Origin of the sequence: Vitreimonas sp., assembly GCF_036392335.1 — a bacterium.
Classification (GTDB): Bacteria; Pseudomonadota; Alphaproteobacteria; order Caulobacterales; family Aquidulcibacteraceae; genus Vitreimonas.
Genome location: NZ_DASVYD010000018.1, coordinates 1 through 15,838, shown reverse-complemented (window position 1 = coordinate 15,838; position 15,838 = coordinate 1). Strand labels below are relative to the sequence as shown.

Sequence of the window (15,838 nt, the reverse complement as noted above, 5' to 3'; positions counted from 1 at the left end):
GCAGGTGGCCAGTCGGATGCGGCAGGCCAACCTGGCCGAAGTCATGGGCCGCATGGAGCCGACGCGCGCGCGTGAGCTGACGCAAATGCTGGCTGATCGCGCACGTCCGCCGACGAACGGCGACGCTTTGCTGCAACGCTCGCGCGCGGCGGGCGGAGCTGCGGCAGCCCCCGCGCAAAATGGCGGCGGGTAAACGCCCGGTTAACGTCGTGCGGTGACATTTGGGGGTGAACGCGCTCACAGAATGAAGTCCTTGCGCTCTCCGATGGCGATCGCCGCGGCCGCGATAATCGCGGCGCCGCCGGTCGTCGCGCAGCCGATGCAGCTGACCGTGCCGGCGGAAACGCCAGCGCCAGCGCCTGCGCCTGCGCCTGCGGCTGACGAGACGCAAGCCGTTGCGCCGGCATCTGCTGCGAGCGCGCCCAGCGACGCGCCGCTGGAGCCCATTCGCGGCTCGACGCCGGTGCCGCCGAACGTCAGCGTCGCCGAAGCCCCCGCGTCACCGCCCGCATCACCGCCACCGCCACCGCCGCCGCCGGCTCCACCGCCGCCGCCAGCGCCTCGCCCGGTCGCGCCGCCGCCAGCGCAGCGCTTCGCGCCCGCACCGACCGCGACGGTGGATGTCGGTGTTCAAGATGCATACACCCGTCTCGCGTTTCGCTTCGAAGCGCCGACGACGGTGACGCCGTTGCTGCAGGGCAATCGGCTGGAACTCCGCTTTTCGCGCGCCGCTGATATCGACCTCGCGGAAATTCGCTCAAGCCTGCCGCGCTATGTGCGCGACGTCCGCCGTCTCAGCGCCGCTGGCGCCCCGGTGCGGCTTCAACTGACACTCGACGCCGGCGTGCGGCAGCGCCATTTCGTCGATGGCAATCGCGTCGTCGTTGATCTGCTGACGCCGCCGGTCGAGACGAACCAGCCCGCGCCAACGCAGCCGACACAAGCGGCGGCTGCGACGCCCACTGTGCCGATGCGGCCCGTGAACGGCGTTGGCCAAGTGCGCTTGGTCGAAGAGGCGAACGTCACGCGCGTGACGGTGACTTGGCCTGCGCCCGCCCGCGCTGCCGCGTTTCGGCGCGGAGAAGCAATCTGGATTCTCTTCGATGCGACGGGGCGCGTGAATCTCGACGGCGTGGCCCGGGCCGGCCGGCGCCACCAAGACGTGGAGGTGGTGCAAGGCGAAGGCGTGATCGGCCTGCGCATTGCCGCACAGCCGGATGTGCAAGTGGCGGCATCTGCAAACGATGCGTCGTGGACCTTCACACTGGGCCCGCGCGCGGATGCGGGAACGCCCGCGCCGCTGTCGCGCGAGGTGACGCCGGATGGCCGCGGCCGACTTGTCGCACGCTTTGGCCGTGAGGGCGTGGTGCGTTATGTGCGCGACCCGGAAGTCGGCGACCGGATCGCTGTGGCGTTGCTCAGCGGCCCGCCGCGCGGCATCGATGCCCGTCGCGCCACGGTCGAAGCCGCCGTTTTACCGGCGGCGCAAGGCGCGGTGGTGGAGACGCGCGCCGACGGCGTGACTATCGCCTTCGACGGCGGCGACTTGGTTGTCTCGCGTGACGAAGGCCTGATCGCTTCTGGGGCGCAGGCGCAGACCGCAGGCGAATTGAGCGCCGCGATGCTTGAAGCCGCGATGACGGAGGGGGACACCGGACCTGGCTCGGCGCAGCCCGGCATGACGCTGGCGCAGGTGCGCGAACAGATTGATGAATTGTCGCGTCGCGCCGCCAACGAAGGCGTCGGCGAAGGTGCGCCGACAACCGCGCGCATGGCGCTGGCGCGTTTCCTGTTGCAGAACGATTTCGCGCCCGAGGCCTTAGGCGCCTTGCGCGTCGTCGCCATCAATCAAGGCGAAATGGCCGAACTCGACCCCGAGTATCGCCTGATGCGCGCCGCTGCGAACGTGATGATGGGGCGCGCTGGCGCGGCGGATGCCGACCTCACAGCGTCGACCTTGGCGTCCAACCCTTCGGCTGCGCTGTGGCGCGGGTATGCAGCGTCATTGCGCAAGGATTGGCCGGCGGCGCGCCGCGAGCTCGAGCGCGGCGCCGGGGCCTTGGAAGAACACCCGCCCGCTTGGCGCGCGCGCTTTCAATTGGCGCTTGCGCGGGCGGCGTTCGAACTGAACGACCACGCCGCAGCGGAGACGGCGGCGCGCGCCGCCATGGGCCAGGCGCGTGACGCCTCGATGCGGTTGCAGGCCCGCTTGATTGAGGCGCGCGTGCTGGGCGCCCGCGGGCAAACGCAGCAAGCGCTGACGATCTTCGACGAATTGTCGCGTGCACGCGACGAGGAAGTGGCGGTTGGCGCAAGCGTGGAGGCCATTCGCCTGCGCCGCCAAGCCGGCTTGATGCGTGCCGTCGATGCGGTCGAACCGCTCGAGGCGCTTCGTTTCCGTTGGCGCGGCGACGCGACCGAGCTCGCCATCGTCGGCATGCTGGGCGAGGCGTATTCCGAACTCGGCCGTTGGCGGGAAGCGTTAGCGACGATGCGCATCGCCGCCGACCGTTTCCCGAGCGATCCTGCCGCGCGCCAATTGCGCGCCGACATGACCAATCTGTTCGAGCGCCTCTTCTTGGACGGGGAGGCCGATCGCCTGGAGCCGATCCAGGCCCTCGGACTTTTCTACGAGTTCAGCGACCTGACTCCGGTCGGCCCCAACGGCGATCGCATCGTGCGCCTGTTGGCCGGGCGCTTGGTCCATGTCGATCTGCTCGAGCAAGCCGCGCAATTGCTGCAATATCAGGTCGATGAGCGTCTGATGGGGCTGAGCAAGGCGCAGGTCGCGGCTGATCTCGCCGCCATATATTTGATGGATCAAAAGCCGGATCAGGCGTTGGTGGCGCTTTCCACGACGCGCATCGCGAACATGCCAGCCAGCCTGCTGGGCGATCGGCGCATTCTGGAAGCACGGGCGCTGCTCGATCTGGGGCGCCTCGACAGCGCCGCTGAATTGGTTGAGCGCGACCGCAGCGAGGATGCGCAGCGCGTTCGCGCGGAAGCCGCGTGGCGGGCCCGGGATTGGCAACGCGCGTCGGCCGAGCTGCGTACGCTGCTTGGCATGCGCAACCGCGCGCAGCCGCTGGATGCGCATGGCCGCGAAGCGGTGTTGCGCGCAGCCGTGGCGTTGACGCTCGCCAACAACACCGAGGGCGTGCGCGCGCTCTATCGCGAATACGCCGGCGACATGGCCAACACGCCGGAGGCGGTTTCGTTCGAGGTCGTGGCTTCAGGCGTGCAATCGGATGGCTCGGCTATTCGCGACGTCGCTCGCGCGGTGGCGCGCACGGATTTGATGGGCCGCTTCATGGAGCGCCTGCGCGCGCGCATGACCGAAGAGGCGGCGCAAACCGCCGCGAACACGGCGCCGACGACGCCCGCGCCCGCAGCGCCCACGCCCGGTCAGCCTGCGGCGCCGCCGCCACAAGCGGCGACCGCGCCCACACCCTCGCGGCCAACCCCCGCCGCTGGCGCGTAACGCTCCATCTTCAGCGAAGAATGCGCTAAGACTCATCGCGTGATTTCCGTGATCATCCCCACGCAGAATTCCGCGCACTTGTTGCGGCGCGCTTTGCCGCCGCTCGTCGATGGTGTTGCGCATGGCCTGGTCAGGCAGGTGATATTGGCCGATGGCGGTTCGGTCGACGATACGCGCGCGATCGCCGACGCCGCCGGCTGCGACATCGTCTCGGCGCTGGGCGATCGCGTCGCGCGCCTGCGCGACGGCGCGGCGTACGCCAAGGGCGCATGGTTGCTTTTTCTTCCGCCTGAGACTGTGCTCGCGCCAGGCTGGGCGGGCGAGGTTGAGCGCTTTGTGGCGCATCCCAACGCGGCGCAGCGCGCCGCTGTGTTCAAGCTGAGTCTGGATAATGACGCCGGCGGCGCATCCCTGGCGTGGACGCGCTTTAGGTCACGGTGGCTGAAGCGGCCGAGCATCGAGCAAGGCCTGCTGCTCTCACGCACGCTGTATGATCAAATCGGCGTTTATGGCGACGACATCGCGCGCCGCATTGGCGGGCGGCGCCTATTCGAACTCAACGCGGAAGTCGTGGTTCAGCGTGACGCCGTACGGGAATCGAGCGGCGTATAGATCGCTGCGCCGCCGCCGGCTACGCGATCCAGCTCCGGCGTCGGCTGGCCGTAGCTCCTGCGGCAGAGCGCCATATGCGAGAGCGCACGTTCGGCGTAGTCGCGGCTTTCGGCGCGCGGCAGCATTTCCAGCAGCAACAGGGGATCGATGTCAGCCGGCTGCGTCGCCACCCAACGCGAGAGCCAACCCGGCCCGCCATTATACGCGGCGAACACACGGCCGAGGTCGCCGTCATTGTGGAATTCGGTCATCAGCCATTCGATGTAATCTTGGCCAAGACGCATATTGAGGCCCGGCTCGAACAACGGCGCTGGGTTGCGGCGATAATTGTGGGCGCGATCCATGTCGCGCGCCGTGGACGGCAGCAGCTGCATTAAGCCACGTGCGTTTGAAACGCTGACCGCCTTCGGGTTGAAATAGCTCTCTTGGCGCACGATCGCGTAGATCAAGGCGCGATCGAGCGAGAAGCCGTTGTCTGGCTCGAACGAGGTTGCGGGACAGAAGCCGGCGGCGACATCGCGGCCGCCATATTCGGCGGCGCGCAATTGCGCGGCGGGCGCTTGCAGCGCGATCGCAAGCGCCAGGAAGGTGCGGTCGTCGCTCGACGAGAGATCACCGTGCAGGCGGCGCAGTTCGAGTTCAACTTCCGACAAACGACCCAATTGCGCCAAGGCCGCGGCGCGGCGCGCGGCGGGATAACGCTCGACGAAGCGCGTGAGATCTTCGCTGCTGACCTGCGGCGCGTCGAAATTCAGCGCGCTATCACGGCCGAGATGCGCTTCGGCTAACTGGCCGTAGAAGGTCCAGGGGCGTTGCGCCGCGGCTTCGAGGTGGTCAACGACACCTTGCGTTTCGCCTGCGGCCAGGCGCGAGCGTGCGGCCCAGTAATGCACGCCGGCAAAGGCCCAACCGCCATGGTGCGGCCATTGCGCCGAAGCTTCGAATTGGCGGATCGCTTCCGCATAATTGTGCTCGCGGAAAGCGATGAGGCCGAGCTGCCATTGCGCCTGACCGGCGCGCGGGCCATCGACCTGCGCGTACGCGATTGAACGCGCGCCATCCATGTCGCCGATGCCGATGCGTTCGGCGATGCGCTCGATCGCGACGCGCGCTGCGGCGCTGTCGCCGATGATGGCGGGCGGCGTACCGGGAAGGCGACGCGAGCCGCCGCGTTGCGGATCGGGGGCGCGCGTGCCGTTGCGGCGGGCGCGGCGCGAGCGTGAATCCATGGCGCGATCATGAACCGCATTGGCCATGCCATAATCGCCATAGCGATTGAGCCAGCTTGTGTATTCGCTCCACGAGCCGCGATAGGCGCGCGTCAGCAACATCCGCCCGCGCACCACGCCTTCGAGCACATCGTCCTCGGCCCGATTCAACGCTGCGCTGACGCCGCGCCAATTGCCGGCCTCGATCGCTTCGAACGCGGCGCGGTAGGCGGCTTCATCTTGTTCCGTGAGCGCCACGATGTGCGGGCGCTGATCTTGGGCCGCGGCCGGCGCGACAATTGCGGCGGCGACGCCAAAGGCGGCGAGGGCGGTGCGAAACGTCATCGAGGCCTTCCGGCAAAATCCAGCGATCAAGGGCGAGCCCCCCGTGCGACGCCCAGCTCCTCGAGCCAGGCCTCGGCCAGCAAAAGGTCCACCCACGCCTGCCGCTTCTGCTGCGGCTGACGCAGGAGATATGCGGGATGAAGCATGACCAGCGCGTTGACGGGCGCCTCTAACCCCTCCCGCGTGTAATTTAACTTACGTCCACGCATCCGGGTCACGGCGTCGTCGCGGCGAAGCACGGTCTGGGCGGCGGCCTTGCCGGTGAGGATGAGGAGTTTCGGGCGGGACAATTCGATGAGGCGCTCCACGAACGGCAGGCAGGCCACGATCTCGCCCTGTGTCGGATCGCGATTGCCCGGAGGGCGCCAGTATATTGTGTTTGAAATCAGAACGTTGTTAGTTCGGCTGAGGCCAATTTGAGCCAGCATCCGGTCGAGTAATTGGCCCGAGCGGCCAACAAACGGCTTGCCTTGCTCATCCTCCTCCTTGCCCGGCGCCTCGCCGATGAGCAGGACCGGGGCATCATCGACGCCATCCGAGAAAACGGTATTCCGAGCCGTCTTCTTTAGGGCGCACCCGTCGAAGTTCTCCACAGCCGCGCGAAGCTCCGCGATCGTTCGGGCGGATGCGGCCATCGCCTTGGCGGTCTCGACCGGCGCGTCCGGCGTCTTCGCCTTTGGCTTGGGTTTGGAAACCGGGGCGTTGGCTGCGCGCGCGGGGGCGGCAGCCGGCGCCGCCGCGTAAACAGCCTCGGCCTCGTCCATGTCGACGCCCGCTGCGCGCCAGAAGGCCAAGAGGGCGCGGGCGGCGGGCTGGGCGAGGTCTGCGTCCATCTATCTATTGTGCCGGGACTCGGAGGAAACGACAAAGCTTCACATCGCCTTGCGCGGGTTGTTTGCAGCTTTGATAAAGCGTGGGAGGACGCTTGTCGGGCTTGATGGAATTTGAAGGGATGGAAATGGCCGAGGAAGAGATCGCACGGGAAGCGATGGAATACGACGTCGTCATTATTGGCGGCGGGCCGGCAGGGTTGTCGGCTGCGATCCGGCTGAAACAGCTTGCGGCCGAGGCCGGTGCGGAAGTCTCCGTCGCGGTGCTGGAGAAGGGCGCGGAAATCGGCGCGCATATTCTCTCGGGCGCGGTGATTGATCCGAGTGGCTTGAACCAGCTCATTCCGGATTGGAGGGAAAAGGGCGCGCCGCTCGAAACCCAAGTGACGAGCGATCAATTCAAATTCCTCGGTCCAGCAGGCGCGGCCGACCTTCCCACCTTCATGATGCCGCCGCTGATGAACAATCACGGCAATTATATCGGCTCGCTGTCGAACCTCACCAAATGGCTCGCTGGCGAAGCGGAGGCGCTTGGCGTTGAAATCTATCCGGGCATGGCGGCGTCCGAGCCCGTGTATGACGAGAACGGCGCACTGAAGGGCGTTGTCGCCGGCGTGTTCGGCATCGCCAAGGATGGCCACAAGAAGCCAGATTATCAGCCGGGCATGGAGCTGCACGGCAAATACGTGCTGATCGCGGAAGGCGTGCGCGGCTCGCTCGCGAAAGTGCTGCAAAATCGCTACAAACTGGCCGAGAAATCGGAGCCGCAAAAGTTCGGCATCGGCATCAAGGAATTGTGGGAAGTGCCGGCCGACAAGCACAAGCCCGGCGCCGTCGTCCATACTGTCGGTTGGCCGCTTGACAGCAAGACTGGAGGCGGTTCGTTCCTCTATCATTGGGGCGAGCGCTTTGTGTCCGTCGGCTACGTCGTGCACCTGAACTACAAGAACCCGTACCTCTCGCCGTTCGACATCTTCCAGCAGCACAAGCTGCATCCCGAAATCAGCCAACACCTCGAAGGCGGCAAGCGCATCGCTTACGGCGCGCGCGCGATTACTGAAGGCGGCTTGCAGTCGGTGCCGAAGCTCGCGTTTCCGGGCGGCGCCTTGATTGGCTGCTCAGCCGGCTTTGTGAACGTGCCCCGCATCAAGGGCAGCCACAACGCCATGAAGACGGGCATGATGGCCGCGGAGGCCGCGTTCGAAGCGATCCAAGAAGGCCGCCAACGCGACACGCTCGACGCCTATGAGCAGGCGTATCGTGAAAGCGAGGTCTATAAGGACCTCAACCGCGTGCGCAACGCTAAGCCTTTACTGTCACGTTTTGGCGCCTTCTGGGGCGGCGTGCTCGGCATGTTCGATATGTGGACGACGACTTTGCTGGGTGGCGTCTCGTTCTTCGGCACGTTGAAGCATGGCAAGGCCGATTACGCGTCGCTTGAGAAGGCCAGCAAGCACAAGCCGATCGCGTATCCGAAGCCGGACGGCGTGCTCACCTTCGACAAGCTGTCTTCGGTCTATCTCTCGAACACCAACCACGAGGAAGATCAGCCGGCGCACCTGACGCTTAAGGACCCCACAATCCCGATCAAGGTGAACCTCCCTGAATACGCCGAGCCGGCGACACGATATTGCCCAGCTGGCGTGTACGAAGTGCTTTATGATGATGCAGGGGCTAATCCGCGCTTCCAGATCAACGCGCAAAACTGCGTTCACTGCAAAACGTGCGATATCAAAGACCCAAGTCAGAATATCAATTGGGTGACGCCGGAAGGCGGCGGCGGTCCGAACTACGCGAACATGTGACCGCGCGAAATGACGACAGCCGCGCAAGCGGTGGAAAGGACAAAGCATGCGTTGGGCGATCCTGGCGGCGACGATTGCGACAATGGGCTATGCGGGCGCGACGAATGACGTGTTCGCGGCGCCCCAGGCCGGGGCCGCTGAAGAGCCGGCGTCGGCCGTGGCGCAAGGCGTGTCGACATCGGAGCTTTTGCGCTCGACCTCGCCGCCGAACGCCGCCGTCGATCGCACCTATGCTGAGCCGCAGGATGCGCTGAAGCAGGCTGACATCGACTACCTAGTCCGCGAAGGCCGCCGCCAATTGGCGGACGGTTCGACTGACGCGATCTGGATCATGGCGGTGTTCGCCGACGACATGGCGGCCAACCGCTACGCCGATGCGCGCGAGGTTCTGCGCCGCTCGCCCGGCGGCTTGAACAGCGGCATCGCGGATATGCTGGAGCCGTTCTTGTTGGCGGCCGAAGGGCGTGTGGATCGCGGCGTCGAGCGCGTGGACGCCGCAGCGGATAATTTGCCGGCGCCGTTGCCGGAGGTGGCGCGCGCGCTTGTGTTTGAATCCGCCGGCCGATTGCAGGAAGCCGCGGCGGTGTATGCGCTGATGGTGGAGCGTCTCGACACCACGCCGCCCGGCGATGACGAGCCGCAGACGACGGAGGAATTCGAGCGCGCGCTGGCCGCACCGCGGGTCACACATGCAGTGTATCGCGCCGCGCTCGTGAGCCATCGCCTGGGACGTCGCGAAGAGGCGCAACGCTATTATGACATTGTCCGCGGCTTCGCGCCGCGTTCGGCGGATCTCGAAGCCAACGTCGCGCGCTTGCAGGCGGGCCAGCCGCCCTTCGAAGCGGCGCTAACGCCGGTCAGCGCGACAGGGCGTTGGCTGCTGTTCCTGTCCGAATACCTAACCCAGGCCGAGATGCTCTCGCAAATGTTGTCGCAGCAAGCGCCGCAAGAAGGGTTCGCTTCAGTCAATGGCGCAGCTCTCCTGCAACTGGGCGTGCTGATGGCGGGCGACGCCAACGATTGGCGTCTGTACGCGGCGCAACAGGCACTGGGCGTGCCCGGTGGTCTGGATGGCGCGCAGCGCATCATCGACCAAGTCGCCGCCGACAGCGTGTTCGCGCCGGATGCGGAGATCGTGCGCGCATCCATCCAGTTGGAGCGCAATGATGATGACGCGGCCATTGCCGCGGCCGAGCGCGCGTTGGCTTTGGCAGGCGATCGGTGGGGCGTCATCGCCTCTGTCGGCGACATCTATCGCCGCGCGGGTCACGCAGATCGCGCGATTCCAGCTTTCAATCGCGCGCTTGAAATGGCGCAGACCCCGGAAGATCGCGCCGACGTGCTTGGCTGGCGCGCTTACGCTCACCGTTTCGCCGGCAACATTTCCGCCGCCAGCGCCGACGCCCGCGCCGCCTACGAGATCGATCAGAGTGTTGATACGCGACTGCTTTATGTGTCGATCTTGATGGACGATCCGAACGGCTGGCGTGACGGCGTGGCGATGGCGCGCGCGCTCTTCGCGGAGCAACCGGATTCGGTGATGCGTCTGAACGCGCTCGGCTACGCGCTGATCCAACGACCGGAAGGTCTTGAGGAGGGCTATCGGCTGTTGTGGCGCGGCTTCAATTTCGGGCAGACCGATTACGCCGTCGTCGATAGTCTCGGCTGGGCCTATTATCTCTATGGCCATTTCGAGCAGGCGCGTGCGCTGATCGAACGCGCCAACGATTTGTCGGTGAACGAACCGAACGCGGAAGTTCTCGACCACTTGGGCGACATCTATTGGCGTCTGAACCGTCGCGATGACGCACGCACGGCTTGGCGTCAGGCGCTGGACGCGCGTCCCGACGCTTTGCGTCGCCGCGAGCTCGAACAGAAAATCGCGCGCGGCATGACGACGCCAGCGCCGCGCCGCCGGGAATTGCCGCAGGTGAATCTCCCAGATGCGCCGTCGCAGCGGGAAGAGCTTTGATGTGGCGCGTGGCGCTGCTTGCCGCCAGCGTGAGCTTGGCGGCCTGTGCGACGACCCCTCCGCCCGCGTCGCGTTCCGGCGCCTACGCGGACTATCTGATCGGCCGCATCGCCAACATGAGCGACGATTATGACATCGCCGCCGACCGCTACTTCGCGGCGCTGTCGCGGGCGCCGCGCGATCCGGCGCTCCTGAACGGCGCTGTTGTCGCTACGCTTGCGTCGGGAGACCTGGAACGCGCCCGTCGCGCGGCGCGCATGGCGCCATTGGCGGATGCGCCTGGCTATGCGCGTTTGGTGCGCGCCTCGGAGGCGCTTGCGAGTCAACGCTGGGCGAGCGCGGCCCTAGAGGGTGAAAGTATCGAAGGGCCGGCGGCGGAAGAATTGCTCGGCCGTATGCTCGTAATCTGGGCGCGTACGGGCCAGGGCCGGGTCGATGAAGTGATCGTTGATCTCGCGCCGCTGACGCAGATTAGACCTTATGGCGGACTCTTCGCCTATCAGCAGGCGATGGCGCTCGATTATGCTGGCCGCAACGAGGAGGCGCTTCGGGCCTATCAGATCGCCAATGAAGGCGGGCTTTGGCTGCCAAATGCGATTGAACGCCACGCCGATCTGCTAGCGCGCACGGGTGCGCGCGATCAGGCGCTGGCGTTGCTCGGCGCCGACGCCAATCGGGCCAATCCGGCGCTGGCGACGGCGCTGGCGCGGCTTGAGGCGGGCGGCGCAGTGGCCGACGCGCCGCTCACGCCCGCGCGCGGCGCCGCGATCGCGCTCTATGGCATGTCGGCGATCTTTCAGCAGGAGCACGATCCGACGAGCAGTCTGGCCTCGCTCAGCTTGGCGCTGATGCTTGATCCCGCGTTCGATGGCGCGCGCATCGCATTTGCCCAGCAACAGAATCAACTCGGCCACCCCGCGCTCGCGCGCGCGATGTTGGCGAACGTGCCGGCGGATTCGCCTTATGCTGGCTCTGCGCGCACGATCGAAGCCTGGGTGTTGCTGGATGCGGGCGACAACGAGGCCGCGCTGACGCTTGCGGCCAACAACGCGGCCAGCGGCGATCCTCGCGCGACGCGTACCTTGGCGGACATGTATCGCAGCCTGGGCCGCTACGGCGAGGCTGAACCCCTGTATGCGCGGCTGATCGAACTGCAGCCCGGCGATTGGCGTCTCTATTTCGCGCGCGGCGCCGCGCGCGAGCGATTGGGGCGCTGGCCCGAGGCGGAGGCGGATTTTCAAGAGGCGCTGCGGCTCTCGCCGGACCAGCCCGATGTGCTCAATTATTTGGGCTATACATGGGTCGACCGCGGCGAACGCTTGCGGGAGGGATTGGCCTTGATTGAGCGGGCCGTGGAACTGCGCCCATTGTCCGGCGCGATTATCGATAGCCTCGGCTGGGCGCATTATCGCCTGGGTGATTATCCCCGTGCGCTGGATCTGCTTGAGCGCGCAGTCGAACTTGAGCCCGCTGACCCGACGCTGAATGATCATCTCGGCGATGTGTATTGGCGCATGGGTCGTCGCATCGAGGCGCGCTTTCAGTGGGAGCGGGCGCTGAGTTTCGCGCCGGACGATCCCGACGCGATCCGCGCCAAGCTGGAAGCGGGCCTCCCCGACGAGCCCGCGCGCCGCTCGGCCACGCGATGAGCGTGCGCGTCGTCGCGCCGGCGAAAATCAATCTCACTCTGCGCGTGGGCAAACCGCGCGCGGACGGCATGCACCCATTGCAGAGCGTCGTGACGTTCGCGGACGTCGGCGACGTTGTCGAAGCGGAGGCGAACGACGCCTTGTCGTTGACGATCCGCGGCCCGTTCGCGGCCGCGCTGCAGGCGGACGCGGACAATTTGGTGCTGCGCGCCGCGCGTGCGCTCGCGACCGCGGCGGGCGCTCCGGCGGCGGGGGCGAGGCTCGTGCTGGAAAAGAACCTGCCTGTCGCCTCTGGGATCGGCGGAGGATCGTCCGACGCCGCGGCGACATTACGGGCGCTCTCGGCGCTGTGGGGGCTGAAGTGGAGCGATGCCCGCCTTGCGGAGATCGCGCAGGGCTTGGGCTCGGACGTGCCGGTGTTCTTCACGGCAGGAGCGGCGGCCTACATGACGGGGCTCGGGGAGACCTGTGCGCCCATGACGGCGCCCAGCTTCGCGGGCGTGTTGGTCAATCCAATGCAAGCCGTGGCGACGCCCTCGGTATATCGGCAGTTCGACGCTTTGAACTTGGGCAGCGTGCTGAGCGATGCGCCGCCGCCGTGCTGGGCCGACCGTGCGGATGCGCTTCATCACATCAGCGTTATCGGCAATGATCTCGAACCGGCGGCGGTCGCGGTGGCGCCCGTGATCGCGGAGGTGCTGGCCGTGCTGCGCGCCGACGAATTGGCGCTTTATGCGGGGCTTTCGGGCAGCGGCGCGACATGTTTTGCGTTATCGGAAAATCCGGACGCGGCGCGGGCCCTGGGTGCGAAGCTCAGTGCGCTTCAGCCAACGTGGTGGGTCTGCGCGACACAGCTTGGGCGCGCTTGACCACGCAACCTTGCGTGGGTTAGCCCCAGCGCGCTCTTCGCGAGGTCGCGCGTGATCCTGGACTTGCTGACGGTTGTGTTCGTCGCGCTGCTCGCCAGCGCGCTTACCTGCCGTTTGATCATCTGGTTCGGACCGCTCGACCACCCCAACATTCCGCGAAAGCAGCATGGAAGCGCCACGCGGACGAGCGGCGGGGTCGGCATTGGCGTCGGCTACGCCATCGCGATGATGGTGCTGCTGCGCTATTCCGCGGTTTGGCAATATGAGGTGAACCCACACGGCGCGCGGCTGCTGTGGACATCGGCGGCGTTCTCTTATCCTTTGCTGATTATCGGCTTCGTCGATGACGCGCTGGATTTGCCGGCGACGTTGAAGTTCGCGCTCTACACGCTGATCTCGTTTGCGGCGGCGTTGTTCATCGGGCCGATCAGCACCTTTCCGCTGGGCGGCGACATCGTGATCACCATTCCCTACGTGGTCGCCGCCGCGGGTACGGCGCTCTGGATATTCACGCTGATCAATTGCGTGAACTTCATGGATGGCGCGAACGGTTTGGCGATGGGATCCGTGGGCTTCGGCCTTGTCGCGCTGGCGTGCATCTCTCTGGCGCATGGCGTGCCGAGCGGGGCGGCGATTGCGTTGTGCGGCGCGGGCGCGACCTTGGGTTTTCTGGTCTGGAACTTTCCCGGCGGCCGCCTGTTCGCCGGCGATTCTGGCGCGCTATTTGGCGGCGCACTCGCGGCGTTCGCTTCGCTTATCGTGATCATTCGCGCGGGCGTGTCGCCGTTCGTGCCGGCGATCGTATTCTTTCCCTTGCTCGCCGACGCTTTGATCACGCTTGCGTGGCGCATTTGGCGGCGGCGATCGCTGTTCACCGGTCACGTGGAGCACCATTACCAATTGGCGATCCGCGGCGGCGTGAAGCGCGAAGTGGTGGCCGTATGCTATTGGGCCGCGACGATCGCGTGCGGCGCCTTGGCGTTCTTCGCCTCGGGAGAGCCTGACTTCGCTGCCGAATGGTTGGCGCTGCTCGGCTTGATCGTGCTTGCGCTGACGCTGTCAGCCTTCACGCACCAATGGGCCAGGGAGCGCGGCCTCATCGACCCCTGAAGTTTCGCCGCCGCTGTTCCTCGGTTGACGGCGCACGGCTTTGTCGATAACCATAAGGTTATGAACAAGAGTGCGGCCCTCGACGCAACCTTCGCAGCGCTCGCCGATCCCACACGGCGCGCGATTTTGGCGCGGCTGGCGACGGGTGAGGCGTCGGTGGTGGAACTGGCTGAACCGTTTGCGATGAGTCAGCCGGCCATCTCCAAACATCTCAAAGTGCTTGAGCGCGCCGGCTTGATTTCCATTGGTCAGGAGGCCCAGCGCCGACCGCGCAAACTCGAGGTGAAGCCCTTGGATGAGGCGGTGGATTGGATTGAGCGCTACCGCGAAATCTGGGCGGCGAATTACGAGCGCCTCGATGCGCTGCTTGAGGAGCTCCAAGCCAAGCCCGCCAAGCGGAAGCGAAAAAAAACGTAGCGCGGTGTCGGCGCGATTTTCGGTCGATCGTTCCTTGAACGACGGCCCATTGAAAACCTCCAGGAGGAGACCATGCCCAAACCCCTCGAAGTTACGCTGCCCAGCGATCGCGAAGTGCGTGTCGTCCGCAGCTTCAACGCGCCGCGCCAATTGGTGTGGGATGCACATACCAAGCCCGAATTGATCAAGAAATGGATGCTGGGACCGCCCGGATGGTCGATGCCGGTGTGCGAAATGGATGTGCGCGTTGGCGGCTCTTATCGTTGGCGCTGGCGCAGCGATGAAGACGGCAAGGAATTCGGTTTCTTCGGCACGTTCACGGAAGTGAACAAGCCAGCGCGCATTGCGCATGAAGAGCACTACGATCCGGGCGATGTGGGCGGCGCGATGTCGACCGAGCCCGCGCTGATCAGCAACGATCTGACCGAGAAGGACGGCGTCACAACTATGGTGGTGACGATGCGTTTCCCGTCGAAGGAAGCGCGCGACGGCGCAGTCTCCACCGGCATGACCGATGGGATGGAAATGGGGTACGTGCGGCTCGATGAGACGTTCGCGGCCGTCGCATGAAGGGCGCGAACAATGTCCGCCACAGAGGTCGATAGATTTCTCGAAACACTCGATCATCCGCTGAAAAAGGAGATCGAGATCGTGCGGCGGACCATTCTTGGCTCGGCGCCGGGCGTGAGCGAGAGCGTGAAATGGAACGCGCCGAGTTTTCGCACCGAGAGGGCGTTCTTCGCGACCATCAATCTGCGCGCCAAGGATCAAGTGCAGGTCGTGCTGCATCTGGGCGCCAAGGTGCGGCCGGACTTGGCGGCATTTGATGTGGCGGATCCGAACGGGCTGTTGAAATGGCTCGGCAAGGATCGGGCGATGGCGAGCCTTGGCGCGGGGCGTGCGTTGACGGCCAACCGGGCGGCGCTGGCGGCGATCGTTCGCGCCTGGATGAAACACGTTTGAAGTGAATTCGGAACGGAGAATTCGATGCTGAAGAAGGTCGCCTTCACGATGTACCCGATCCAAGACGTAGGGCGGGCGCGAGACTTCTACGAAAAGAAGCTTGGTTTGACGCTCGGCAGCCATGGCAATCAGGGCGACAAATGGTGGATCGAATATGATCTGCCGGGCGGGGGCTGCGTGGCGCTGAGCAATTTCACCGATGAAGCGCCTAGTGCGAATGCGGGCGGCACGATTGCGTTCGAAGTGGAAGATTTGGATGCGTTGATGGCGCGGCTGAAAAGCGATGGTGTTGAGTTTCGCAGCGGTGTGATACCGGGGCCGCATTGCCGGATGGCGGTGTGTTTGGACAGCGAAGGCAATTCGCTGCTGTTGCATCAGCTCAATCCCAAATAATGGCCAGCACGTTTGGCCGCGTGAAGCGGGGCTTCACACGGTTTGGGGCAGCGCAGTCGCCGGCCTGCGGCCGGCGCTGCGGGTTAGGAGCTGTCGGCGGGAATGATGGCGCAGGGGGCTGCGCTGACGATGGCGTCGGCGACGGGCGCGGCAATCACGAGATTGAAGCGCTGGCCGCGCAGCT

Annotated in this window: 13 protein-coding genes and 1 pseudogene; 12 read left to right on the top strand and 2 right to left on the bottom strand. The window is 65.7% G+C overall.

Annotation, left to right across the window (positions count from 1 at the left end; genetic code table 11):
• The 3 genes and pseudogenes from VF769_RS03900 to VF769_RS03890 all read left to right on the top strand — a co-directional run.
• A pseudogene (locus tag VF769_RS03900) lies at positions 1–193 on the top strand (hypothetical protein); the annotation flags it as partial.
• Between the two features lie 72 nt (positions 194–265).
• A complete protein-coding gene (locus VF769_RS03895) occupies positions 266–3,481 on the top strand; it encodes a hypothetical protein (RefSeq protein WP_331007058.1) in 3,216 nt (1,071 codons plus the stop codon).
• A 39-nt stretch (positions 3,482–3,520) separates the two neighbouring features.
• Entirely contained in the window at positions 3,521–4,093 is a 573-nt protein-coding gene (locus tag VF769_RS03890) for a glycosyltransferase (RefSeq protein WP_331007057.1), read from the top strand.
• On the opposite strand, the gene VF769_RS03885 is transcribed toward VF769_RS03890, so the two are convergent.
• Together VF769_RS03885 and VF769_RS03880 are read right to left on the bottom strand one after the other, a co-directional pair.
• A complete protein-coding gene (locus tag VF769_RS03885) occupies positions 4,057–5,646 on the bottom strand; it encodes a lytic transglycosylase domain-containing protein (RefSeq protein ID WP_331007056.1) in 1,590 nt (529 codons plus the stop codon). The two genes, VF769_RS03890 and VF769_RS03885, sit on opposite strands and share 37 nt — an antisense overlap.
• A gap of 26 nt (positions 5,647–5,672) precedes the next feature.
• Positions 5,673–6,479: a uracil-DNA glycosylase gene (locus tag VF769_RS03880; protein ID WP_331007055.1), complete on the bottom strand. Its 807-nt coding sequence runs from the start codon at positions 6,477–6,479 to the stop codon at positions 5,673–5,675.
• Between the two features lie 125 nt (positions 6,480–6,604).
• Between VF769_RS03880 and VF769_RS03875 the strand changes: the two genes are divergently transcribed.
• The 9 genes from VF769_RS03875 (at position 6,605) to VF769_RS03835 (ending at position 15,654) form a co-directional block, all read left to right on the top strand.
• Positions 6,605–8,281: an electron transfer flavoprotein-ubiquinone oxidoreductase gene (locus VF769_RS03875; RefSeq protein WP_349258092.1), complete on the top strand. Its 1,677-nt coding sequence runs from the start codon at positions 6,605–6,607 to the stop codon at positions 8,279–8,281.
• A 46-nt stretch (positions 8,282–8,327) separates the two neighbouring features.
• Positions 8,328–10,253 (top strand): tetratricopeptide repeat protein, encoded by a 1,926-nt coding sequence (locus VF769_RS03870; protein ID WP_331007053.1) that lies wholly within the window; start codon positions 8,328–8,330, stop codon positions 10,251–10,253.
• Positions 10,253–11,902 (top strand): tetratricopeptide repeat protein, encoded by a 1,650-nt coding sequence (locus VF769_RS03865; protein ID WP_331007052.1) that lies wholly within the window; start codon positions 10,253–10,255, stop codon positions 11,900–11,902. Before VF769_RS03870 ends, VF769_RS03865 begins: the two co-directional genes overlap by 1 nt.
• Complete coding sequence (locus VF769_RS03860) at positions 11,899–12,771, top strand: 4-(cytidine 5'-diphospho)-2-C-methyl-D-erythritol kinase (protein ID WP_331007051.1); 873 nt, start codon at positions 11,899–11,901, stop codon at positions 12,769–12,771. Before VF769_RS03865 ends, VF769_RS03860 begins: the two co-directional genes overlap by 4 nt.
• Before the next feature lie 51 nt (positions 12,772–12,822).
• Complete coding sequence (locus VF769_RS03855) at positions 12,823–13,881, top strand: hypothetical protein (protein WP_331007050.1); 1,059 nt, start codon at positions 12,823–12,825, stop codon at positions 13,879–13,881.
• Positions 13,882–13,941: 60 nt separating this feature from the next.
• On the top strand, positions 13,942–14,298 hold the full coding sequence (locus VF769_RS03850; RefSeq protein WP_331007049.1) for a metalloregulator ArsR/SmtB family transcription factor: 357 nt from the start codon (positions 13,942–13,944) through the stop codon (positions 14,296–14,298).
• Between the two features lie 72 nt (positions 14,299–14,370).
• Positions 14,371–14,868, top strand: a complete 498-nt coding sequence (locus VF769_RS03845) for an SRPBCC family protein (RefSeq protein WP_331007048.1) — start codon at positions 14,371–14,373, stop codon at positions 14,866–14,868.
• A gap of 12 nt (positions 14,869–14,880) precedes the next feature.
• Complete coding sequence (locus VF769_RS03840; protein WP_331007047.1) at positions 14,881–15,261, top strand: DUF1801 domain-containing protein; 381 nt, start codon at positions 14,881–14,883, stop codon at positions 15,259–15,261.
• A gap of 24 nt (positions 15,262–15,285) precedes the next feature.
• Positions 15,286–15,654: a VOC family protein gene (locus VF769_RS03835; RefSeq protein ID WP_331007046.1), complete on the top strand. Its 369-nt coding sequence runs from the start codon at positions 15,286–15,288 to the stop codon at positions 15,652–15,654.
• Positions 15,655–15,838 lie beyond the last annotated feature (184 nt).